Below are 21973 nucleotides of genomic sequence, written 5' to 3'. Positions count from 1 at the left end.
TGAAAGCAGATGGCGTTTGAAGGGTTATCGGAGCGTTTGCAAAGCGTCATGAGCAAAATCCGCGGAAAAGGAAAAGTGACGGAAGCGGACGTGAAAGAAATGATGCGCGAAGTTCGCCTTGCGCTTCTTGAGGCGGACGTCAATTTTAAGGTAGTCAAAGATTTTGTCAAACGGGTGAGCGAACGCGCAGTCGGGCAGGAAGTGCTAAAAAGCTTAACACCGGGGCAGCAAGTCATTAAAGTGGTGAAGGAAGAGCTGACCGAGCTGATGGGCGGAGAACAAAGTAAAATTGCCGTTGCCAGCCGCCCGCCGACTGTCATCATGATGGTTGGTCTGCAAGGCGCCGGAAAGACGACGACGACGGGAAAATTAGCGAACTTGCTGCGGAAACGATACAACCGTAAGCCGCTGTTAGTCGCGGCCGACATTTATCGTCCGGCGGCGGTTAAGCAGCTTGAAACGCTTGGCAAACAGCTGAATATGCCGGTTTTCTCTCTAGGCGATCAAGTCAGCCCTGTGGAAATTGCCAAGCAGGCCATCGAAAAAGCAAAGGAAGAACATTACGACTATGTGCTAATCGACACAGCCGGGCGCCTTCACGTTGACGAAGCGTTAATGGATGAATTAAAGCAAATGAAAGAGGTCGCGAAGCCGGATGAAATTTTTCTCGTTGTCGATGCAATGACAGGGCAAGACGCCGTGAACGTCGCGCAAAGCTTTCACGAACAGCTTGGCATTACCGGCGTCATTTTAACGAAGCTAGACGGAGACACGCGCGGCGGGGCGGCACTTTCAATTCGGGCAGTGACAAACACGCCGATTAAATTCGTCGGAATGGGCGAAAAGCTTGACGCGCTCGAGCCTTTTCATCCGGAGCGCATGGCTTCGCGCATTTTGGGAATGGGCGATGTGCTCACGCTTATTGAAAAAGCGCAAGCCGCTGTCGATGAAGAAAAGGCGAAAGAGCTTGAGCAAAAAATGCGCACCGCCACGTTTACGCTCGATGATTTTTTGGAACAGCTCGGGCAAGTGCGCAAGCTCGGGCCGCTTGACGAAATTTTAAAAATGCTTCCCGGTTTCCATAAAATAAAAGGATTGAACAATTTGCAAATTGATGAAAAGCAAATTAGCCGCGTAGAGGCGATTATTCGCTCGATGACGAAAGAAGAAAAAATGCATCCGGAAATTATTAACGGCAGCCGGAAAAAGCGGATTGCCAAAGGAAGCGGGACGTCTGTCCAGGAAGTCAACCGGCTTCTTAAGCAGTTTGACGAAATGAAAAAGATGATGAAAATGATGACAAATATGCCAAAAGGAAAGAAAAAAGGGTTTAAATTCCCGTTTATGTAGAAAATGATGTGTTAAGAAAAAACACTTTACAAACTACATGATTACTGTTAATATACTATCTTGTGTGAACTATTTACGGAGGTGCTAAAATAACATGGCAGTAAGAATTCGTTTAAAACGCATGGGCGCGAAGAAAAAACCTTTCTATCGCATCGTGGTGGCAGACTCTCGTTCTCCGCGCGACGGACGTTTCATCGAAACAATCGGCACGTATAATCCTCTTGCGGATCCAGCGGAAATCAAAATTGACGAGGAACTCGCGCTGAAATGGCTGCAAAACGGCGCAAAACCATCGGATACGGTCCGCAACCTTTTGTCGAAACAAGGCATTTTAGAGAAGTTTCATAACTTAAAATACGGCAAATAATGTCTGTGATGCGCATGAAATCATTAATCGAAACGATCGTACAAGCGCTTGTCGATCATCCTGAAGCGGTTTTTGTGACAAGCGACGAGGATGAACAGACAATCACCTACAAATTGGCTGTGCACAAAGAAGACATTGGCAAGGTGATTGGCAAACAAGGCCGCACGATTCACGCGATTCGCACGGTCGTATATGCTGCGGCGGCGCGTCAGCCGAAACGCGTGATCGTGCAAGTGGAAGAAAAAGGGTGAGGGCGTTTTTTCCTCTCCCTTTTTCTATATTCGTTCTCGTTAGGAGTGACGTTATGAAAATTATCCAAACGATCGAAGTGCGGCAAATCGTCACAGAAAAAAGCAAACAAGCGCTTCGTGAGGCATTTTTGGCGCAAAAACAACAGCTGATGCGGGAATGCGAGCAGCTTCGTTTCGAGCAAAAACGTCTCGAAAAGACTGGAAAATATTCTTCTTCCCTTCTTAAGCAATATTTTTCAAAAGAAATGGATACAAGATTAGAGAAAATAAAACTTCTTGATTTCCAGCTCGAACAATTACATATTTTACCGTTAGGCAGCGAGTTAAAAGAGCGGGAAGTGCAAGCGCTCATTGACGTAGAGATCGGTGACAAATGGGAAAATGTCATTTCCAAACGTGCCATTATCATTGAAGACGGAATCGTCAAAGAGATTCGCTAAGAAGGGGTGAATTCGATGGAAAAGTGGTTTAATGTTGGGAAAATTGTTAATACGCACGGCATTCGCGGCGAAGTGCGCGTGATTTCCCGCACTGATTTTCCAGAGGAACGTTATAAAAAAGGAAATACGTTATATATTTTTATGGAGAAATCGGAAGAACCGATCGAAGTAATCGTCAAAAGCCACCGTGTTCATAAGTCATTCGATTTGCTTTCGTTTGAAGGATATGACAGCATCAACCTTGTCGAAAAGTTTAAAGGCGCGATGCTGAAAGTGCCGGAAAGCCAACTTGGCGAGTTAAACGAAGGAGAATATTATTTTCATGAAATTATTGGCTGTACGGTCGTTACCGAAGAAGGAGAAACGGTCGGAACGGTGAGCGAGATTTTAACGCCGGGTGCCAACGACGTATGGGTGGTGAAACGGAATAACGGCAAAGAAGTGCTTATTCCGTATATAGAGGACGTTGTGAAAAACGTCGATGTAGAAGCGAAAATTATTACTATCCGCCCAATGGAAGGGCTGCTTGAATGATGAGAATCGATATATTGACATTATTTCCAAATATGTTTACAGGTGTATTCAATGAGTCGATTTTGAAAAAAGCCCAAGAGAAGAAAGCCGTTTCGCTAAATGTGATTAATTTTCGCGATTTCGCCGACAACAAGCATAAAACGGTCGATGATTATCCGTACGGCGGCGGGGCGGGAATGGTGCTAAAGCCGCAGCCGATTTTTGATGCGGTTGCCCATGTAACAAAAGATTCCGAACGCCCGCGCATCATCTTGCTCTGTCCGCAAGGGGAGCGGTACACGCAAAAAAAAGCGGAAGAGCTGGCGAAAGAGGACCATTTAGTGCTGATTTGCGGGCATTATGAAGGCTATGATGAACGGATCCGCGAATATTTAGTGACTGATGAAATCTCGATTGGGGATTACGTATTAACAGGAGGGGAATTAGGTGCGATGGTCATCGTCGACAGCGTCGTCCGGCTGCTTCCCGGCGTGCTTGGCAATGAAGCTTCCCCCGTGCATGACTCGTTTAGCTCCGGTTTGCTCGAGCATCCGCATTACACGCGCCCCGCTGATTTCCGCGGCATGAAAGTTCCTGATGTGCTTTTATCAGGAAATCATCGCCTCATTGAAGAATGGCGCGAAAAACAGTCGTTAAAACGAACGTTTTTGCGCCGACCGGATTTGCTAGAAAACTACCCGCTAACAGAAAAGCAAAAACGATGGATCGAAGAATGGAAAAAAGAAGAACAGTAGCTATTGCGCATGATACAAGTTTATGCTACTATATTCCTTGTGTAACTTAAGCAGTTTGCTTAAGCGAGGAAAACGATGTTCCGCTGCAATGATGAAAAAGCATTGTCATGAACATCTGTTGGAAGGAGTGGAAAATGATATGCATCATTTAATTCGAGAAATTACGAAAGAGCAATTGCGGACAGATTTACCGGATTTCCGCCCTGGTGACACAGTGCGTGTGCATGTGAAAGTCATCGAAGGAAACCGTGAGCGCATCCAAGTATTTGAAGGCGTCGTCATTAAACGACGCGGCGCAGGCATTAGCGAAACATTCACGGTCCGCAAAGTGTCTTACGGTGTTGGCGTAGAGCGCACTTTCCCAGTGCATACACCGAAAATTGCGAAATTGGAAGTGGTTCGCCGCGGTAAAGTACGTCGCGCGAAATTGTATTATTTGCGCCAACTTCGCGGTAAAGCAGCGCGCATTAAAGAAAACGTTCAATAATGAACATAGTGAAGCGGGGAAAAGGAGCTTGATGGCAAGCTCCTTTTTTCACATCCCTGTCGTTATGTCATAATAGCTAAAGATTAGGTGGGAGAATGATGGAAAAGAAAAAAAGCGAACTGAAGGAATGGATAAAAGCAATCGTCATCGCCATTTTACTTGCGGGCGGCATTCGTTATTTTATTTTTGCGCCGATTATTGTGGATGGGCTGTCGATGATGCCGACTCTTCATAATCACGATCGGATGATTGTCAACAAGCTTTCTTATAAAATCGGCACACCGCAGCGATTTGATATTATCGTCTTTCATGCTGAAGAAGGAAAAGACTATATTAAGCGGGTCATCGGTTTGCCGGGTGACCATATTGAATATAAAAACGACACGCTGTATGTAAACGGTAAACCGTACGACGAACCGTACTTGGACGAATATAAAAAACAAGTAGTGGATGGCCCGCTGACGGAGCCGTTCACTTTAGAGGAGATTACCGGGCGAAAAACGGTGCCAAAAGGTTATTTGTTTGTGTTGGGCGACAATCGCCGCTTTAGCAAAGACAGCCGCCACATTGGATTTATACCGATGGAGAAAGTCGTCGGGAAAGCTAGTATCGTATATTGGCCGCTTTCTGACGCACGCGTTGTGAAATAATAGCAATTATAGGTGATGCATATGACGATTCAATGGTTTCCAGGACATATGGCAAAGGCGAAGCGCGAAGTGCAGGAAAAACTGAAACTAATCGATATCGTTTTTGAATTGCTCGATGCGCGCATTCCCGTGTCGTCAAGAAACCCAATGATTAATGAAATCCTCGGAAATAAGCCTCGCATCGTTTTATTAAACAAAGCGGATATGGCGGATGAAGCGATCACGCAGCAATGGATTGCCTATTTTCAACAGCGACAGTTGCGCGCGTTAGCGATCGATGCGCAAACCGGTACAGGAATTAAACAAATTGTCGCGGTGTCAAAAGAGATGCTGAAAGACAAATTTGCGAAAATGGCGGCGAAAGGAATAAAAAATCCTCGCCCGATGCGCGCGCTCATTGTTGGGATTCCGAATGTCGGAAAATCGACGCTGATTAATCGCCTTGCCGGAAGAAATATTGCAAAGACAGGTGATAAACCGGGTGTCACGAAAGCGCAGCAGTGGATTAAAGTTGGCAAAGAAATGGAGCTTCTTGATACGCCGGGAATTTTATGGCCGAAGTTTGAAGATGAAGAAGTCGGGCTGAAGCTTGCTACCACCGGCGCAATTAAAGATACGATTTTAAATTTGCAAGATGTTGCCGTATATGCGTTAAATTTTTTGAAACAGCATTATCCAGAACGGTTAAAGGAACGCTATTCGCTTGATGGCATTCCAGAAGAAATCGTGGAGCTGTTTGCTGCGATTGGCAAACGGCGCGGCTGTCTCGTCAGCGGAGGGGCAGTTGACTATGATAAAGTCGCGGAAATCGTGCTTCATGATATTCGTACGGAAAAATTAGGGAGAATTAGTTTTGAAACGCCGTAAAAGCCCGCGAAATGAATCGGGCTTTATTTTTTTGTCGGGATGCCGATATAAATATTAAAGAGAGGGACAGGAGAAGTGAATCAATATACCGTCAAAGAGATACAAGCGTTATTGCAACAAATAAATGACGAACATGATCCGCTGTTTAAGGAGATTGCGCAAGATGAGCGAAAAAGCGTGCAGCAGCTTGTTGCGCGCTGGCATAAGCAAAAGCGGCAAGAAGAACAAGCAAAAAGACAATGGCAAGAAATGTCGCGCTATGAGCGGCAGTTGTTTGCACAAGGAATCGAGTACATAGCCGGCATCGATGAAGCGGGACGCGGACCTCTTGCTGGTCCGGTCGTTGCCGCGGCGGTCATACTGCCGAAAGACGCGTATATACCAGGGTTAAACGACTCGAAAAAGCTGTCGGAAGCAAAGCGGGAAACGTTATTTCACATGATTCAATCGTGCGCGGTTTCGATCGGCATCGGTGTCGTCACCGCTGCGGAAATCGATGAAATCAACATTTACGAAGCGACGAAAAAAGCGATGATCAAAGCTGTCGAACAGCTTTCGCCAAAACCGGATTACTTATTAATTGACGCGATGACGCTTCCTATCCCAACGCCGCAACAAAGCATCGTCAAAGGAGATGCCAATAGCGTTTCGATTGCGGCAAGTTCCGTTATCGCCAAAGTGACGCGCGACCATTTTATGAAACAGCTGGCAAAGCGATATCCGCAATATGGGTTTGAAAAGAACATGGGGTACGGCACCGCCCAACATTTAGAAGCGATTCGCACATACGGCACAATTGATGAACACCGCCGTTCTTTTTCCCCAATTAAAGAAATGATAAAAGCGAAGAAAGAAGGAGAGCAGTATGATGAACCGCATTGACAAAACGTTGCCGATCTTTCCGGCCGGCGATGCGGCACGCGAGCGGTTCCGCCACGGACAAGTCGTCTATGGAAAAATCGAAAGCATACAAGGAGAAACTGAAAAAGAAAAGCTTGCTCTTGTTCGCGTCGGAGATGAAATCGTAACAGCGCGGCTACGCACCCCTTTGCAAGTAGGGAAGCATTATTTATTCGAAGTCATGGCCGAAAACGATACAATCTATTGGAAAATCATTGATAAAGAGGGGAGAAACCATCCATCACTCCCCTTCGATGTCGATGAAGCGGCGCAATATCTGATCCGAAAATGGAAATTGCCGGGCGATGCGCATTCTTTTCTCCGTTTTGTGCTACAAGAAAAAATACCGATTGCTAAAGAAGATATAGGAAAAGCGGTCCAATGGATCGGGCAATTAGAAGATAAGCAAAAAGGCTGGGAAACTTTTCGCTATATGTTTGCCCGGCGTTTTCCGCTTACGAAAAATGTTTTCTTCTCATTGTTGGCGGTGCAAAATGATTCGCCGCTTTTTCGGCAATTGCAAAATGCCGAAAAACTGTTAGCGTCTTTGCCGCCTGAACGACAGACAGAATCATTACAAGCGTTGCGCCGCTATTTGCAAGATATAACGAACAGCCCGAGAAGCGCGTATGAGGTTCTCGTGAAATTGCTAGAATCATTGCGGCAGCCCGAACGAAAGATAGCGCAGCAGCTGCTGAACAAGCTCGGCTTGGCTGCCATGCAAAGCAACATAAGTTCTGAACAGCTGGCAAAATTGCAAGATGCCGTGAAAAACGGGAATTTACAGCAAATCAAGCAATATTTACAGTCGTTGTTTCCAGCCTTTGAAGAGCAGCAATTTTTGGAACGTTTTCAGACGCTTTACGCATCATATGCGGCCGGTTCTCTTGCGGATGAAGAACAACGGCTTTTTTCCACTATTTTAACACAGTCCGACCATCATGTTGCTTCATCGGTTTTTCATGTGCTAAAAGAAGCACTTCAAAAGCTTGGGCTTCAGCATGAGGCCAATATACGCCTGGCGATGGAAACAAAAACGCTTGCGGAGGCGACGATGACATCTTTAAAATCGCTGCTTTTGCAAGCGTTAGAAAACGTGCATGAACCGGAGTTAAAAGAAGCGTTGCAGACGCTTCTGCACCATGTCACCGGTCAGCAACTATTATCCCAAGCTGAAGGACCGCTGCAGCATATATTCATGCAAATTCCGATTCAGCTTGGAGAACAGCGGACGGACGTAGCGATTCACTGGCAAGGAAAACGGCAAAAAAATGGGAAAATCGACCCGGATTATTGCCGCATCGTTTTTTATTTTTATCTAGACAAATTAAAAGAAACGGTAGTCGACGTGCGTGTACAACAACGCATTGTCCATGTTTCTGTCATCAACGACACTCCGCATTTGTCCGAAATCGCAAACGATTTTCAACCGATGCTGAAAGAGCGTCTTGAGGAGCACGGATATACGTTGTCTGCGTTGAAAATCGAAACGCCTAAACAAAAAAAGGCACCTGTGGATTTCGTATTTGAACAACGTTATAGCGGGGTGGATTACCGTATATGAAAAATGAAAAAAAACAAGCAGTGGCGCTTTCCTATAATGCGAACGTCCATGAAGCTCCGGTGGTGGTTGCCAAAGGGAAAGGGCATGTGGCGGAGGCGATCATCGATGCCGCTAAACAACATGGGATTCCGATACAAGAAGATCCGTCGCTCGTCCAATTATTGAGCGAATTGGAAATAAACGAGGTCATCCCCGAAGATTTGTATCATCTTGTCGCCGAGGTATTTGCGTTTGTTTATCGTTTGGACAAACATGTAAAAATGAATGATAGTAACTGAAAAGGTTTTCCCTTTTGAAATTTTTCAATTTTATGTCGAAATGGTGGACAATGTGGAAAATATCATTATAAAATGAAAACGCTAGAACTTTTTTAGTTTTGTACTAGGAGGTTAGCGCATGAATATTCATGAATATCAAGCAAAAGAAATCCTCAGAAGCTACGGTGTCAGCGTGCCAAACGGCCGCGTAGCGTTTACTGTTGAGGAAGCGGTAAAGGCGGCAAAAGAATTAGGGACTCCTGTCTGCGTCGTGAAAGCGCAAATCCATGCCGGCGGGCGCGGAAAAGCCGGAGGGGTAAAAGTAGCGAAAAACTTAGATGAAGTTCGTACATATGCGAGCGAACTGTTAGGAAAAGTGCTTGTTACGCATCAAACCGGTCCGGAAGGAAAAGAAGTAAAGCGCTTGCTCATTGAAGAAGGCTGCGACATTAAAAAAGAATATTACATCGGCTTAGTCGTTGACCGCGCAACTTCGCGCGTCGTATTGATGGGCTCGGAAGAAGGCGGCACCGAAATCGAAGAAGTGGCGGCGAAAACGCCGGAGAAAATTTTTAAAGAGTATATCGATCCGGCGGTAGGTTTGCAAGCGTTCCAAGCGCGCCGTTTAGCATTTAACATCAACATTCCGAAAGAGCTTGTGAATCAGGCTGCCAAATTTATGATGGGACTTTATCAAGTGTTTGTCGAAAAAGACTGCTCGATTGCGGAAATCAACCCGCTTGTTGTGACAGGCGACGGTAAAGTGATGGCGTTGGATGCGAAGTTAAACTTTGATTCGAACGCGCTGTACCGCCATAAAGATATTTTAGAATACCGCGATTTAGATGAAGAAGATCCGAAAGAAGTGGAAGCGTCGAAATATGATTTAAACTATATCGCGCTTGATGGAAACATCGGCTGTATGGTAAACGGCGCCGGCCTTGCGATGGCGACGATGGACATCATCAAATATTACGGCGGCGAGCCGGCCAACTTCTTGGACGTCGGCGGCGGCGCAACAACGGAAAAAGTGACGGAAGCGTTTAAAATCATCCTTTCCGATCCGAAAGTAAAAGGAATTTTCGTCAACATTTTCGGCGGCATTATGAAATGCGATGTCATCGCAAACGGGATCGTCGAAGCAACGAAGCAAGTCGGCTTAAATCTTCCGCTCGTCGTTCGCCTAGAAGGAACGAACGTAGAATTAGGGAAAAAGATTTTACAAGAATCCGGTTTAAATATTATTGCTGCTGAATCGATGGCAGACGGCGCCCAAAAAATCGTGGAGTTAGTACGTTAAGAAGGTGAGGGAGAAACGTGAGCGTTTTTATTAATAAAGATACAAAAGTGATCGTACAAGGGATTACAGGTTCACAAGGATTATTCCATACAAAACAAATGATCGAGTACGGCACGAAAATTGTCGGCGGTGTAACGCCGGGAAAAGGCGGTACAGAGGTCGAAGGAGTGCCGGTGTTTAACACCGTTTCCGAAGCGGTAGAAAAAACGGGAGCAAACGCTTCTGTCATTTACGTTCCGCCAGCATTTGCCGCTGACGCGATTATGGAAGCGGTCGATGCACAATTAGACCTTGTCGTTTGCATTACCGAAGGCATTCCGGTTTTGGATATGGTGAAAGTCAAACGCTACATGGAAGGGAAGAAAACCCGCCTCATCGGGCCAAACTGCCCGGGCGTCATTACGCCGGAAGAATGCAAAATCGGCATTATGCCAGGCTACATTCATAAAAAAGGCCACGTCGGCATCGTTTCCCGCTCCGGCACGTTAACGTACGAAGCAGTTCATCAATTGACACAAGCCGGCATCGGCCAATCGACAGCGGTCGGAATCGGCGGCGACCCGGTCAACGGCACGAATTTTATCGACGTGTTAAAAGCGTTTAACGAAGATGAAGAAACGTATGCCGTCATCATGATTGGCGAAATCGGCGGCACGGCGGAAGAAGAAGCGGCGGAATGGGTAAAAGCGAACATGACGAAACCGGTCGTCGGCTTTATCGGCGGCCAAACGGCACCTCCAGGAAAACGGATGGGACATGCTGGCGCGATTATTTCCGGCGGCAAAGGAACGGCAGCGGAAAAAATTAAGAAAATGAACGAATGCGGCATTAAAGTTGCCGAAACGCCGGCGGTCATCGGCGAAACATTAATTTCTGTTTTGAAAGAACGAGGGCTTTACGAAAAATGCAAAACGCATTAATAGGCATCGTCCCGCATCGCTTTTCATGCGGGGCGATTTTCTTCTATGATTTCCTATTGAATGTGCCTGCTGATTTGGCAGCGTGCCGCGTAAAAATATGCATGCCACAATGTTTTGATGAAACATTTTTGAAGTAAAAACGGAAAGGAAGATACGATGTACTCATCGGTTCGCGAGCGTCTCATTCATCTTCATCATTGCCGCGGGGCGAGCTGGAAAACCATTCATCGGTTGTTTAAAATCGACCCTACCTTCGCCTCTATATTTACTTTTCCATCCTCTGTGTTGCAAACGTATATCCCCTTGTCGTTGCCGCAATATACACTCTTTTTCCAAGATTTACATTCCCTTCATATTCAAAGTATGATAAAAACATATAAGGACAACGATATTCATGTCATCACTATTTTTGACTCAGACTACCCACTTTTGCTAAAACATATTTACGAGCCACCGTGGGTGTTATATGCGAAAGGAAACCTCCGTCTTTTGTCGTCATTAAAAATGATTAGCATTGTCGGCACGAGACAGCCGACAAAAGAAGGAATCAAATCATTGCGGCGATTAGTTCCACCGCTTGTCGCTAACGACTGGATCATTGTAAGCGGCCTTGCGGTTGGCATCGATACGCTGGCGCACGAAATGGCAATGCAAAACGGAGGGAAGACAATTGCTGTCATTGCAGGAGGGGTCAATCATATATATCCAAAGCAAAATCAAAAACTAGCAAAACGATTGATGGACGGACACCTCATTTTATCCGAACATCCGCCGCACGTACGGCCGCAAAAGTGGCATTTTCCGCTGCGCAATCGGATCATCAGCGGAATATCGCTCGGAACGGTAGTCGTGCAGGCGAAAGAGAAAAGCGGCTCATTGATTACCGCTTCGTTGGCGTTAGAGCAAGGCAGAGAAGTGTTTGCCGTCCCTGGACCGATTTTTTTGGAGCAGTCAAAAGGGCCGAACATGTTAATACAGCAAGGGGCAAAATTAGTTCATTCCGCCAGCGATATATTCGAGGAGTTTTCTTGTTTTTTTGCAAAGAGGTGAAGGAATTTTTTCATATCTTGTTTGACAAATGTCATAAGAATCATTAATAATAATGAAGATTTTAAATTTACCTCTTAAGGGAGGAAGTTTGATGTCTGACTATCTTGTCATCGTGGAATCGCCGGCGAAAGCGAAAACAATCGAGCGATATTTAGGAAAAAAATATAAAGTGAAAGCTTCGATGGGACATGTTCGCGATCTGCCAAAAAGCCAAATGGGCGTTGATATAAATAATGGCTATGAGCCAAAGTATATCACGATTCGCGGAAAAGGACAGATCATTAAAGAGCTAAAAACAGCAGCGAAAAAAGCAAAAAAAGTGTTTCTTGCTGCAGACCCGGACCGCGAAGGGGAAGCGATTGCTTGGCATTTAGCAAATATGCTCGATCTTGACATTCATTCCGATTGCCGCGTTGTCTTTAATGAGATTACGAAAGACGCGGTTAAGGAGTCATTTCAACATCCGCGGGCGATCGATATGAATTTGGTGGACGCGCAGCAAGCGCGCCGCGTGTTGGATCGGCTCGTCGGCTACAACATTAGCCCGCTGCTTTGGAAAAAGGTGAAGAAAGGCTTGAGCGCGGGGCGCGTCCAGTCCGTAGCGCTGCGTTTGATCATTGATCGTGAAAAAGAGATTAAACAATTTCAGCCGGAAGAGTATTGGACGATTCAAGCGGAATTTGTGAAAGGAAGCGAAACGTTTACCGCTTCTTTCTATGGAGTGGACGGGCAAAAGCTTGAATTAAAAAACGAAGCAGACGTTTCCGCGATTTTGCGGCGCATCAACGGCAATCACTTTACGGTAACATCGGTGACAAAAAAGGAGCGGAAACGCAATCCAGTGCCGCCGTTTACAACCTCTTCCTTGCAGCAGGAAGCAGCACGGAAACTCAACTTTCGCACGAAAAAAACGATGATGATCGCCCAGCAGCTATACGAAGGAATTGATCTTGGCAGCGAAGGAACGGTCGGATTAATTACTTATATGCGCACGGACTCGACAAGAGTATCGGAAAGCGCGCAACAAGAGGCGCTCTCTTATATAGAAGCGACGTTTGGAAAAGAGTTTGCCGCGCAAGAAAAGCGAAAAGAAAAGAAAAGTGTGAATGCGCAAGATGCGCATGAAGCGATTCGCCCGACGTCTGTGTTCCGCGACCCGGAGAAGGTAAAGCCGTATTTAACCCGCGATCAGTTCCGCTTGTACAAGCTGATTTGGGAACGTTTTATCGCAAGCCAAATGGCGGCCGCGCTTCTAGATACGATGAGCGTTGAGCTGGAAAACGAAGGGGTGATCTTTCGGGCAAGCGGCTCGAAAGTAAAATTTCCTGGTTTTATGAAAGTATATGTGGAAGGAACGGACGACCAAACAGATGAACAGGACCGCTTTCTCCCAGATTTACAGGAAGGAGAAACCGTTGTTAGCAAGGATATTGAACCGAAGCAGCACTTCACTCAGCCGCCTCCTCGCTACACGGAAGCGCGGCTTGTGAAAACGCTAGAAGAGCTTGGCATCGGCCGGCCGTCCACGTATGCGCCGACGATTGATACGATTCAAAAGCGGAACTATGTCGTGCTAGAAAATAAACGCTTTGTTCCGACAGAACTCGGAGAAATTGTGGTGGAACTTATTTTAGAGTTTTTCCCGGAGATTATTGATGTGGAATTTACAGCAAAAATGGAAAAGAATTTAGACGAAATTGAAGAAGGAAAAGTACAATGGGTTAAAGTGGTTGACGAATTCTACCGGGAGTTTGAAAAACGGCTGCAAATCGCGGAGAAGGAAATGAAAGAAGTTGAGATTAAGGATGAACCGGCAGGAATCGATTGCGAAGTATGCGGCAGCCCGATGGTATATAAAATGGGGCGCTTCGGTAAATTTGTCGCTTGCTCGAATTTTCCAGAATGCCGCAACACAAAGCCGATCGTCAAGGAAATCGGCGTCAAATGTCCAAAATGCCATGAAGGCAATATTGTCGAACGCAACAGCAAGAAAAAGCGGATCTTTTACGGATGCGACCGTTTCCCGCAATGCGATTTTGTCTCATGGGATAAGCCGCTTGCCCGTCGATGCCCAAAATGCGAAGGGTTGTTAGTGGAAAAGAAATTGAAAAAAGGTGTGCAAGTGCAATGCACATCATGCGACTACGAAGAAGAACCACAATCTTGACGAATACAAGGAGGAATATATGGTGAACGAACGAACGGTAAATGTCGTTGGCGCTGGCTTAGCGGGAAGCGAGGCGGCATGGCAGCTCGCGAACCGCGGCATCCATGTCCGCCTTTATGAAATGAGACCGATAAAGCAAACGCCTGCCCACCATACGGATCAATTTGCCGAGCTTGTTTGCAGCAACTCGTTGCGCGCTAATTCATTGACGAACGCGGTCGGGGTGTTAAAGGAAGAAATGCGGCGCTTGAATTCCGTCATTATGAAAGCAGCGGATGAATGTTCGGTTCCGGCAGGGAGCGCGCTTGCTGTAGACCGGCATGAGTTTGCTGCGCGCGTCACCAATTTGGTGCAAGGTCATCCAAACGTAACGGTCATTCGCGAAGAAGTTACTGACATCCCTGACGGCCCGACCATTATCGCGACAGGGCCGCTGACGTCGCCGGCACTATCGGAGCGGCTCAAGGAACTGACAGGAGAAGAATATTTGTACTTTTACGATGCCGCCGCTCCGATTGTTGAAAAAGACAGTATTAATATGGACAAAGTGTATGTCAAATCGCGCTATGACAAAGGGGAAGCCGCCTACATCAACTGCCCAATGACCGAAGAAGAGTTCGACCGTTTTTATGAAGCGCTTATTTCGGCGGAAACAGTGCCGTTAAAAGAATTTGAAAAGGAAATTTATTTTGAAGGCTGCATGCCGATTGAAGTAATGGCGCGGCGCGGAAAACAGACGCTTCTTTTCGGTCCGATGAAGCCGGTCGGCTTGGAAGACCCGCGCACAGGAAAGCGGCCATACGCGGTGGTCCAGCTCCGTCAGGACAACGCAGCGGGCACGCTTTACAACATTGTCGGATTCCAAACACATTTGAAATGGGGGCCGCAAAAGGAAGTAATTCGCTTGATTCCTGGGCTCGAAAACGCGGAAATTGTCCGCTACGGGGTGATGCATCGCAATACGTTTATCAACTCCCCAAAATTATTACGTCCGACGTATCAATATAAAGAACGCGATGATTTATTTTTTGCCGGGCAAATGACCGGTGTGGAAGGTTATGTCGAATCGGCGGCATCAGGGCTTGTCGCTGGCATTAATGCTGCGCGTCTCGTATTGGGGCAAGATCTCGTTGTTTTTCCTCGTGAAACGGCGATCGGCAGCATGGCACATTATATTACGTCGGCGAATCCGAATCATTTTCAACCGATGAATGCCAATTTCGGTTTATTTGCCCCGCTTGAGGAAAAAATTAAAGATAAGCAGCAGCGCAACGAACGTTACGCTCAACGCGCATTGAGCACAATTCAGAATTTTATAAAAAGTGATTGCAAGGGCTGCTAATTATATGTTACTATTTAGTAGCCCTTGTGAGGTGTGAAAAATGGAAAATTCGAAAATTGCGTTACAATCGTTCATAGAATATTTACAAATTGAAAAAAATTATTCACAATATACTATTGTGTGTTACCAACGAGATATCGAACAATTTTTTGAGTTTATGAATGAACAAGGGATTCACGAGTTGGATGAAGTAACGTATAGCGATGTTCGCCTTTATTTGACGAAGCTGTATGAGCAAAAACAGTCAAGTCGTTCCGTTTCGCGGAAAATTTCCAGTTTGCGAAGCTTCTATAAGTTTTTGCTGCGGGAAAAAAAAGTATCGGAAAATCCGTTTGCACTTGCGGCGCTTCCGAAAAAAGAACAAAAAATTCCTAATTTTTTATATGAGCAGGAATTAGAAAGCCTTTTTCATGTCAATGATGTGAATACAGCGATCGGACAGCGTAACCAAGCGATTCTCGAACTTCTTTATGCGACGGGTGTCCGTGTTAGTGAATGTTGTCACATTCAACTTTCCGATATCGATTTTTCGAGTTCCACCATTTTAATTCATGGCAAAGGAAATAAACAGCGCTATGTCCCGTTTGGCCGCTTTGCCAAAGAAGCGTTGGAGCGCTACATTCGCCATGGACGGCGCGAGCTTTTGCAAAACGCAAGAGCCGCCCATGCGTATTTGTTTGTCAACGCCCGCGGCAATCCGTTAACGCCTCGAGGGGTGCGTTATATTTTGGATGAAATAGTAAAAAAAGCGGCGCTGACTCAACATGTTAGCCCGCACGTGCTAAGACACACGTTTGCGACACACTTGCTAAATGAAGGAGCCGATATGCGCGCGGTTCAAGAACTGCTCGGGCATGCGCATCTTTCGTCTACGCAAGTGTATACGCATGTAACGAAAGACCGGTTGCGCCATATTTATTTGCATACGCATCCGCGAGCATAAATGCCGTCACTAGTGGAAAGGAGGCTGGGGAGCGATGGAACAGTTCCATGCGACGACGATTTTTGCGATTCATCATAATGGAAAAGCGGCGATGGCAGGGGACGGTCAAGTGACGTTTGGAAATGCGGTTGTGATGAAACATACGGCCAAAAAAGTACGGAGATTGTTTCAAGGAAAAGTGCTGGCGGGGTTTGCTGGGGCGGTCGCAGATGCGTTTACATTGTTTGAAATGTTTGAAGGCAAACTCGAAGAATTTAACGGAAACTTGCCGCGCGCCGCTGTCGAATTGGCAAAGGAATGGCGCAGCGATAAAGTGTTGCGCCGCCTAGAGGCGATGCTGATCGTGATGGATGAACGCCATTTGCTTCTCATATCAGGAACGGGCGAAGTGATTGAACCCGATGACGGGATGTTAGCGATCGGTTCCGGCGGGAATTACGCGCTGGCGGCAGGGCGCGCGTTAAAACAGTACGCGGGAGACCAGCTATCGGCGAAAGAAATCGCGAAAGCGGCGTTAGAAATAGCCGCGAATATTTGTGTGTATACGAATGGCCATATTATTGTGGAAGAATTGTAAAGGAGAGGAGGGAACAGCGGTGTCTGAAGCTTTAACACCTCGGCAAATCGTTGAAAAGCTTGACCAATTTATCGTCGGACAAAAGGAAGCGAAAAAAGCGGTTGCGATTGCCCTGAGAAACCGTTATCGCCGCAGTTTGCTTGATGAAAAACTGCGGGATGAAGTGGTTCCGAAAAACATTTTGATGATCGGTCCGACGGGGGTCGGGAAAACAGAAATTGCCAGACGGCTGGCGAAGTTGGTCGGCGCTCCGTTTGTAAAAGTGGAGGCGACAAAGTTTACGGAAGTCGGATATGTTGGCCGCGATGTGGAGTCGATGGTGCGCGATCTTGTGGAAACGTCCGTTCGAATGGTAAAAGAGCGGAAAATGAACGAAGTGAAAGATCGCGCCGAACAGCAGGCAAATAAACGGCTCGTTGAGCTGTTAGTGCCGGGAAAGCAAAAACAAACGATGAAAAACCCTTTTGAACTATTATTTGGAGGAGTACAAACGTCGCAGCAAGACACAAATCAAGCGCACGAGGACGAGCACATTGAACAAAGACGAAGACAAGTTGCCTGGCAGCTTGCAAACGGCCAGCTGGAAGATGAAATTGTCACGATAGAAGTGGAAGAACAACAGCCGATGTTTTTTGATTTTTTACAAGGCGCCGGCATTGAGCAAATGGGGATGAACATGCAAGACGCGTTGAACAGCCTCATTCCGAAGCGCCGCAAAAAGCGCAAATTGAAAGTAAGTGAAGCGCGCAAAGTGCTTACGAATGAGGAAGCGCAAAAGTTAATCGACATGGATGAGGTGACGCAAGAAGCGATACGTCTTGCCGAACAATCCGGCATCATTTTTATCGATGAAATCGATAAAATCGCGCGCAGCGGGCAAGTTACTTCTTCAGCAGATGTATCGCGAGAAGGGGTGCAGCGCGATATTTTGCCGATTGTCGAAGGATCGACGGTGATGACGAAATACGGCCCCGTGAAGACAGATCATATATTGTTTATCGCCGCTGGCGCGTTTCATATGGCGAAGCCGTCCGACTTAATTCCAGAGCTTCAAGGACGTTTTCCGATTCGCGTCGAATTAACGAAACTTTCGGTCGACGATTTCGTAAAAATATTAGTAGAGCCTAATAATGCGCTGATTAAACAATATCAGGCACTTTTGGCGACGGAAGGTATAAATCTTGAATTTTCTGACGATGCTATTCGTAAGATTGCTGAAGTCGCTTTTGAAGTGAATCAGACGACCGATAATATCGGGGCAAGACGGCTTCATACGATCATGGAAAAGCTGCTTGAAGATTTATTGTTTGAAGCTCCCGATATTACGTTAGACAAAGTCGTCATTACGCCGCAGTATGTCGAACAAAAATTAGGTGACATTGTCAAAAACAAAAATTTAAGTGAATTCATTTTGTAACAAATTAAATGAGGAGGAGAATGAACCTATGAATTTATTACAAAAGACAAGAACGATTAACGCAATGCTGCAAAGAGCGGCAGGAAAACCAGTAAACTTTAAAGAAATGGCGGAGACACTTTGCGAAGTGATCGAGGCGAACGTATTCGTCTTGAGTCGCCGCGGCAAATTGCTTGGTTTTGCGATTAAGCAATCGATTGAAAATGAACGAATGAAAAAAATGTTAGAAGAGCGGCAATTTCCAGAAGAGTATACGAAAAGTTTATTTAACATTACAGAAACATCCCCTAATATTGATATTAATAGCGAATATACCGCATTTCCAGTGGAAAATCGTGACTTGTTTAAAACCGGCTTGACGACGATCGTACCGATCAATGGTGGCGGCGAACGGCTCGGGACGTTAATTTTGTCGCGGTTGGATCGCGAATTTAACGATGACGATCTCATTTTAGCTGAGTATGGTGCAACCGTTGTCGGGATGGAAATTTTGCGCGAAAAAGCGGAGGAAATTGAAGAAGAAGCGCGCAACAAAGCGGTTGTGCAAATGGCGATTAGCTCCCTTTCTTACAGCGAACTAGAAGCAATTGAACATATTTTTGAAGAACTCGACGGCACAGAAGGGTTGCTTGTCGCAAGCAAAATTGCCGATCGTGTCGGCATTACTCGTTCCGTTATCGTAAACGCTCTTCGCAAGCTAGAAAGCGCTGGCGTAATTGAGTCACGTTCGCTCGGTATGAAAGGGACGTATATTAAAGTGTTAAATGATAAATTTTTGACAGAATTAGAAAAATTGAAATCCAGTTAATCATCGTTAATAAAAGAAAACCGGCCTAAAAGTGAATCTGCTTTTAGGCCGGTTTTTTATATGATTGTTTGGTCAGCATGCGCATAAAAATGACAAATATAAACAAAATTCGTCTTTTTTTCCCTATTTTCGTCTTTTTTTTCTCTATTTAGTAATAAAAAATAGTACAATCTTCCGTCTATACAACATTTTTTCATTCTCGTAAAATGGTAATAGCAATATATTGTCGAAAAATGGGATAAAAGAGGGGATACTTTTGACATTGTTCTCACGTACCATTACGATGCTTGAGCAAGGGCTTGATTATGCGGCATTAAGAGAAAAAGTGATCGCCAACAATATTGCCAACGTAGATACGCCTAATTACAAGGCGAAAGACGTTCGGTTTAGGACGGAATTGGATCGTGCGCTTCAGCCGTTGGAAGCGAAACGAACGCATCCAAAGCATTTGCCGTTTCGTCATCAAATACCAAATGAATTTCTCGTGACGGCAAGGACGGATGTAGTATACAATCATAATGGAAATAATGTCGATATTGATAAAGAAATGGCAGATTTAGCAGAAAATCAAATTTATTACAACGCTTTAATCGAGCGACTTAACGGAAAATTCACAACGTTAAAGACAGTAATTAAGGGAGGAAAATAACGAATGTCTATTTTCCAAAATTTAGATATAACGGCATCTGCGCTTACGGCACAGCGGTTGCGCATGGATGTGGTTTCCTCCAATATGGCTAACGTTGATACGACGCGCGCTCGATTTGTCAATGGACAATGGGAGCCGTACCGGCGCAAATTGGTCGTCATGGAGCCACGTCAGGAAGGGTTTTCTACATATTTGCAGGCTGCAATGAACGGCCGCGCTTCTGTTGGCGACGGGGTCCAAGTCACAAAAATTGTCGAAGATCAAACTCCTTTCAAACTTGTTTACGATCCTTCTCATCCTGACGCGGACCGCAACGGATATGTCCGCCTTCCTAACGTCGATCCGTTGAAGGAAATGGTCGATTTAATGAGCGCTACGCGGTCATATGAAGCAAATGTCACTGTTTTTAACGCAACAAAAGGAATGTTAATGAAAGCATTAGAAATTGGAAAATAAAGGAGATATGAGCAATGATACAAGGAATTGATCGCTCATTGTTTTCAGGGACGGCAAATGCGGTTTCACAAGCGGTAAAACCGGCTGATGCGCAAAAGGAGTTCTCCGCCTTTTTAAAAGACGCGCTAAATAAAGTAAACGAGCAACAAATACAGGCTGATCAGCTGACGGAAAAATTGGTGAAAGGCGAAAATGTCGATTTGCATCAAGTAATGATTGCGGCGCAAAAAGCAAGCATTTCTTTGCAGCTTGCGTTGGAAGTGCGCAACAAAGTGATTGAAGCGTATCAAGAAATGATGCGAATGCAAATATAGCAATATCGACTGTGAAATAATCGGGGGAATAGTATGAACGACAAACTAAAAAAATGGCTAAATCGATTTACTTTATTTTGGAAAGAAAGAACAAAAAAACAAAAATGGATCGCTATTGCTAGCCTTGCCCTTCTCCTGATGATTATCGGCGCTACCGTATTTTTTGTGACAAGGACGGAAATGGTGCCGCTATATAGCAACTTAACGCCGCAGGAAGCGGGGCAAATTAAAGCGACGCTCGATCAGCGGAAAATTAAATCGGAAGTAGCCGATAACGGCACGACGATTAAAGTGCCGAAAGAGTTGGCAGATTCGTTGAAAGTTGAGTTAGCGGCGGAAGGAATTCCGAATAGCGGCGTGATCGACTATTCTTTCTTTGGGAAAAACGCAAGCTTCGGAATGACGGATAATGAGTTTAATGTCGTCAAACTCGAGGCAATGCAAAACGAACTGGCAAATTTAATTAAAAGCATTGACGGCGTGGAAGACGCCAAAGTAATGATTAATCTTCCACAGCCGAGCGTGTTTGCGTCCGATGATCAAGGGGAAGCTTCAGCATCGATCGTGCTGAAAACGAAACCGGGATACCAATTTAGTGACCAGCAAATCAAGGCGCTATATCATCTCGTTTCCAAAAGTGTTCCTAACCTTCCTACAGATAATATCGTCATTATGAACCAGTTTTTTGAGTATTTTGATCTGAAAAATGATGAAAAAAATTCGACAGGCACAACGTTTGCCGCACAGCAGGAAATGAAAAAACAAATTGAGCGCGACATTCAACAGCAAGTGCAGCGAATGTTGGGAACGATGATGGGACAAGATAAAGTAGCTGTTTCGGTGACAGCTGATATTGATTTTACGCAAGAAAAACGAGAAGAAAACCTTGTTGCTCCAGTTGATGAGAAAAATAACGAAGGCATTGCCGTCAGCGTGCAGCGCATTAAAGAAACTTACTCTGGAAATGGTGTGCCACCAGGCGGCACAGTTGGCACAGGGACAAACGAAGTGCCAAGCTATCAGGCTGGGGCAAACGGAGCAAATGGAAATTATGAGCGGACCGAGGAAACGATCAATAACGAAGTGAATCGGATTAAAAAGCATATCGTCGAAAGTCCATATAAAATTCGTGATTTAGGCATCCAAGTGATGGTGGAGCCGCCGGATCCGAAAGATCCAAACTCTCTGCCGCAGCAAACGATCGACGATATTCAAAAAATATTAGGAACGATTGTCAGAACGTCGATTGACAAACAATATGGTCAAACATTAACCGATCAGGATATTCAAAATCGCGTCGTCGTGTCTGTACAAAAGTTTAACGGAAAAGCGAAATTTGAGGAACCGAAACCTGCGATTCCAATGTGGGTGTATATCGTTGGCGGAATCGGCCTCGTTCTTCTTATCGCATTGCTCATCTTATGGTGGCGCGGACGCAAGGATGATGAGGAAGAAGAGGAAGAAATTTTGGAGCAGCCAACGGTTCAAGAAATTCCGGATATTCACGAAGAGCAAGAAACAGAATCGACTATGCGTCGCAAACAGTTAGAAAAATTAGCAAAAGAAAAGCCGGATGAATTTGCAAAGCTGTTGCGAACATGGCTATCGGAAGAGTAGGAGGAACGGAAA

General features: G+C 45.5%; 25 protein-coding genes. All 25 read left to right on the top strand.

Features of this window, described 5'->3' with window-relative positions; translation table 11 throughout:
- The first annotated feature begins 9 nt into the window (after window positions 1-9).
- The 25 genes from ffh to fliF all read left to right on the top strand — a co-directional run bounded on the left by ffh (window position 10) and on the right by fliF (window position 21961).
- Window positions 10-1350 carry a signal recognition particle protein gene (gene ffh, locus MWM02_RS13355; protein ID WP_244402213.1) on the top strand — a complete coding sequence of 447 codons (1341 nt, stop codon included), beginning with the start codon at window positions 10-12 and terminating at the stop codon, window positions 1348-1350.
- A 94-nt stretch (window positions 1351-1444) separates the two neighbouring features.
- Window positions 1445-1717, top strand: a complete 273-nt coding sequence (gene rpsP, locus MWM02_RS13350; RefSeq protein ID WP_064551058.1) for a 30S ribosomal protein S16 — start codon at window positions 1445-1447, stop codon at window positions 1715-1717.
- A gap of 14 nt (window positions 1718-1731) precedes the next feature.
- On the top strand, window positions 1732-1968 hold the full coding sequence (locus MWM02_RS13345) for a KH domain-containing protein (protein ID WP_064551287.1): 237 nt from the start codon (window positions 1732-1734) through the stop codon (window positions 1966-1968).
- A 53-nt stretch (window positions 1969-2021) separates the two neighbouring features.
- Window positions 2022-2408, top strand: a complete 387-nt coding sequence (locus tag MWM02_RS13340) for a YlqD family protein (protein WP_064551057.1) — start codon at window positions 2022-2024, stop codon at window positions 2406-2408.
- A gap of 15 nt (window positions 2409-2423) precedes the next feature.
- Window positions 2424-2942: a ribosome maturation factor RimM gene (gene rimM, locus MWM02_RS13335; protein WP_244402212.1), complete on the top strand. Its 519-nt coding sequence runs from the start codon at window positions 2424-2426 to the stop codon at window positions 2940-2942.
- Complete coding sequence (gene trmD / locus MWM02_RS13330) at window positions 2942-3676, top strand: tRNA (guanosine(37)-N1)-methyltransferase TrmD (protein WP_167359573.1); 735 nt, start codon at window positions 2942-2944, stop codon at window positions 3674-3676. The genes rimM and trmD overlap by 1 nt, the downstream gene beginning before the upstream one ends.
- Window positions 3677-3815: 139 nt before the next feature.
- Window positions 3816-4163 (top strand): 50S ribosomal protein L19, encoded by a 348-nt coding sequence (gene rplS, locus MWM02_RS13325; protein ID WP_064551286.1) that lies wholly within the window; start codon window positions 3816-3818, stop codon window positions 4161-4163.
- A 98-nt stretch (window positions 4164-4261) separates the two neighbouring features.
- Window positions 4262-4813, top strand: coding sequence for a signal peptidase I (gene lepB, locus MWM02_RS13320; RefSeq protein WP_064551054.1), 552 nt, complete (start codon window positions 4262-4264; stop codon window positions 4811-4813).
- 21 nt (window positions 4814-4834) lie between these two features.
- Window positions 4835-5680, top strand: a complete 846-nt coding sequence (ylqF, locus tag MWM02_RS13315; RefSeq protein ID WP_064551053.1) for a ribosome biogenesis GTPase YlqF — start codon at window positions 4835-4837, stop codon at window positions 5678-5680.
- 75 nt (window positions 5681-5755) lie between these two features.
- Window positions 5756-6562: a ribonuclease HII gene (locus MWM02_RS13310; protein ID WP_244402211.1), complete on the top strand. Its 807-nt coding sequence runs from the start codon at window positions 5756-5758 to the stop codon at window positions 6560-6562.
- Complete coding sequence (locus MWM02_RS13305; protein WP_244402210.1) at window positions 6549-8144, top strand: hypothetical protein; 1596 nt, start codon at window positions 6549-6551, stop codon at window positions 8142-8144. The genes MWM02_RS13310 and MWM02_RS13305 overlap by 14 nt, the downstream gene beginning before the upstream one ends.
- Window positions 8141-8422 (top strand): EscU/YscU/HrcU family type III secretion system export apparatus switch protein, encoded by a 282-nt coding sequence (locus MWM02_RS13300; RefSeq protein ID WP_064551050.1) that lies wholly within the window; start codon window positions 8141-8143, stop codon window positions 8420-8422. The genes MWM02_RS13305 and MWM02_RS13300 overlap by 4 nt, the downstream gene beginning before the upstream one ends.
- A gap of 118 nt (window positions 8423-8540) precedes the next feature.
- The gene (gene sucC, locus MWM02_RS13295; protein WP_244402209.1) at window positions 8541-9701 is read left to right on the top strand and encodes an ADP-forming succinate--CoA ligase subunit beta; all 1161 of its coding nucleotides are present in this window, start codon (window positions 8541-8543) and stop codon (window positions 9699-9701) included.
- A gap of 17 nt (window positions 9702-9718) precedes the next feature.
- Entirely contained in the window at window positions 9719-10621 is a 903-nt protein-coding gene (gene sucD, locus MWM02_RS13290) for a succinate--CoA ligase subunit alpha (RefSeq protein WP_064551048.1), read from the top strand.
- Between the two features lie 156 nt (window positions 10622-10777).
- Window positions 10778-11671, top strand: coding sequence for a DNA-processing protein DprA (dprA, locus tag MWM02_RS13285; RefSeq protein ID WP_244402208.1), 894 nt, complete (start codon window positions 10778-10780; stop codon window positions 11669-11671).
- Between the two features lie 91 nt (window positions 11672-11762).
- Window positions 11763-13838, top strand: a complete 2076-nt coding sequence (topA, locus tag MWM02_RS13280; protein WP_064551046.1) for a type I DNA topoisomerase — start codon at window positions 11763-11765, stop codon at window positions 13836-13838.
- A gap of 19 nt (window positions 13839-13857) precedes the next feature.
- Entirely contained in the window at window positions 13858-15180 is a 1323-nt protein-coding gene (trmFO, locus tag MWM02_RS13275) for an FADH(2)-oxidizing methylenetetrahydrofolate--tRNA-(uracil(54)-C(5))-methyltransferase TrmFO (protein WP_064551045.1), read from the top strand.
- 40 nt (window positions 15181-15220) lie between these two features.
- Window positions 15221-16123 (top strand): tyrosine recombinase XerC, encoded by a 903-nt coding sequence (xerC, locus tag MWM02_RS13270; protein ID WP_244402207.1) that lies wholly within the window; start codon window positions 15221-15223, stop codon window positions 16121-16123.
- Between the two features lie 34 nt (window positions 16124-16157).
- Entirely contained in the window at window positions 16158-16700 is a 543-nt protein-coding gene (gene hslV, locus MWM02_RS13265) for an ATP-dependent protease subunit HslV (RefSeq protein WP_064551043.1), read from the top strand.
- Window positions 16672-18117: an ATP-dependent protease ATPase subunit HslU gene (hslU, locus tag MWM02_RS13260; RefSeq protein WP_099458888.1), complete on the top strand. Its 1446-nt coding sequence runs from the start codon at window positions 16672-16674 to the stop codon at window positions 18115-18117. Before hslV ends, hslU begins: the two co-directional genes overlap by 29 nt.
- Window positions 18118-18145: 28 nt before the next feature.
- Complete coding sequence (codY, locus tag MWM02_RS13255) at window positions 18146-18925, top strand: GTP-sensing pleiotropic transcriptional regulator CodY (protein ID WP_064551041.1); 780 nt, start codon at window positions 18146-18148, stop codon at window positions 18923-18925.
- Between the two features lie 256 nt (window positions 18926-19181).
- Window positions 19182-19574 (top strand): flagellar basal body rod protein FlgB, encoded by a 393-nt coding sequence (gene flgB, locus MWM02_RS13250; RefSeq protein ID WP_064551040.1) that lies wholly within the window; start codon window positions 19182-19184, stop codon window positions 19572-19574.
- A gap of 3 nt (window positions 19575-19577) precedes the next feature.
- Complete coding sequence (gene flgC / locus MWM02_RS13245; protein WP_244402206.1) at window positions 19578-20030, top strand: flagellar basal body rod protein FlgC; 453 nt, start codon at window positions 19578-19580, stop codon at window positions 20028-20030.
- Window positions 20031-20044: 14 nt separating this feature from the next.
- A complete protein-coding gene (gene fliE, locus MWM02_RS13240) occupies window positions 20045-20344 on the top strand; it encodes a flagellar hook-basal body complex protein FliE (protein WP_064551038.1) in 300 nt (99 codons plus the stop codon).
- A gap of 33 nt (window positions 20345-20377) precedes the next feature.
- Window positions 20378-21961, top strand: coding sequence for a flagellar basal-body MS-ring/collar protein FliF (gene fliF, locus MWM02_RS13235; RefSeq protein WP_064551037.1), 1584 nt, complete (start codon window positions 20378-20380; stop codon window positions 21959-21961).
- Window positions 21962-21973: the final 12 nt, after the last annotated feature.

It is taken from the genome of Parageobacillus sp. KH3-4 (genome assembly GCF_022846435.1).
GTDB classification, from domain to species: domain Bacteria; phylum Bacillota; class Bacilli; order Bacillales; family Anoxybacillaceae; genus Parageobacillus; species Parageobacillus thermoglucosidasius_A.
This window is presented reverse-complemented; position numbering and strand designations above follow the sequence as displayed.

What these genes read in the sequence shown, in the direction of transcription:
- flgC (WP_244402206.1), top strand. Translation starts at nt 19,578, where the DNA reads ATGTCTATTTTCCAAAATTTAGATATAACGGCATCTGCGCTTACGGCA.
- MWM02_RS13305 (WP_244402210.1), top strand. Translation starts at nt 6,549, where the DNA reads ATGAACCGCATTGACAAAACGTTGCCGATCTTTCCGGCCGGCGATGCG.
- MWM02_RS13300 (WP_064551050.1), top strand. Translation starts at nt 8,141, where the DNA reads ATGAAAAATGAAAAAAAACAAGCAGTGGCGCTTTCCTATAATGCGAAC.
- rpsP (WP_064551058.1), top strand. Translation starts at nt 1,445, where the DNA reads ATGGCAGTAAGAATTCGTTTAAAACGCATGGGCGCGAAGAAAAAACCT.
- lepB (WP_064551054.1), top strand. Translation starts at nt 4,262, where the DNA reads ATGGAAAAGAAAAAAAGCGAACTGAAGGAATGGATAAAAGCAATCGTC.
- MWM02_RS13340 (WP_064551057.1), top strand. Translation starts at nt 2,022, where the DNA reads ATGAAAATTATCCAAACGATCGAAGTGCGGCAAATCGTCACAGAAAAA.
- ffh (WP_244402213.1), top strand. Translation starts at nt 10, where the DNA reads ATGGCGTTTGAAGGGTTATCGGAGCGTTTGCAAAGCGTCATGAGCAAA.
- rimM (WP_244402212.1), top strand. Translation starts at nt 2,424, where the DNA reads ATGGAAAAGTGGTTTAATGTTGGGAAAATTGTTAATACGCACGGCATT.
- xerC (WP_244402207.1), top strand. Translation starts at nt 15,221, where the DNA reads ATGGAAAATTCGAAAATTGCGTTACAATCGTTCATAGAATATTTACAA.
- ylqF (WP_064551053.1), top strand. Translation starts at nt 4,835, where the DNA reads ATGACGATTCAATGGTTTCCAGGACATATGGCAAAGGCGAAGCGCGAA.
- hslU (WP_099458888.1), top strand. Translation starts at nt 16,672, where the DNA reads ATGGCCATATTATTGTGGAAGAATTGTAAAGGAGAGGAGGGAACAGCG.
- trmFO (WP_064551045.1), top strand. Translation starts at nt 13,858, where the DNA reads ATGGTGAACGAACGAACGGTAAATGTCGTTGGCGCTGGCTTAGCGGGA.
- dprA (WP_244402208.1), top strand. Translation starts at nt 10,778, where the DNA reads ATGTACTCATCGGTTCGCGAGCGTCTCATTCATCTTCATCATTGCCGC.
- trmD (WP_167359573.1), top strand. Translation starts at nt 2,942, where the DNA reads ATGAGAATCGATATATTGACATTATTTCCAAATATGTTTACAGGTGTA.
- hslV (WP_064551043.1), top strand. Translation starts at nt 16,158, where the DNA reads ATGGAACAGTTCCATGCGACGACGATTTTTGCGATTCATCATAATGGA.
- fliF (WP_064551037.1), top strand. Translation starts at nt 20,378, where the DNA reads ATGAACGACAAACTAAAAAAATGGCTAAATCGATTTACTTTATTTTGG.
- topA (WP_064551046.1), top strand. Translation starts at nt 11,763, where the DNA reads ATGTCTGACTATCTTGTCATCGTGGAATCGCCGGCGAAAGCGAAAACA.
- sucC (WP_244402209.1), top strand. Translation starts at nt 8,541, where the DNA reads ATGAATATTCATGAATATCAAGCAAAAGAAATCCTCAGAAGCTACGGT.
- rplS (WP_064551286.1), top strand. Translation starts at nt 3,816, where the DNA reads ATGCATCATTTAATTCGAGAAATTACGAAAGAGCAATTGCGGACAGAT.
- MWM02_RS13345 (WP_064551287.1), top strand. Translation starts at nt 1,732, where the DNA reads ATGAAATCATTAATCGAAACGATCGTACAAGCGCTTGTCGATCATCCT.
- codY (WP_064551041.1), top strand. Translation starts at nt 18,146, where the DNA reads ATGAATTTATTACAAAAGACAAGAACGATTAACGCAATGCTGCAAAGA.
- fliE (WP_064551038.1), top strand. Translation starts at nt 20,045, where the DNA reads ATGATACAAGGAATTGATCGCTCATTGTTTTCAGGGACGGCAAATGCG.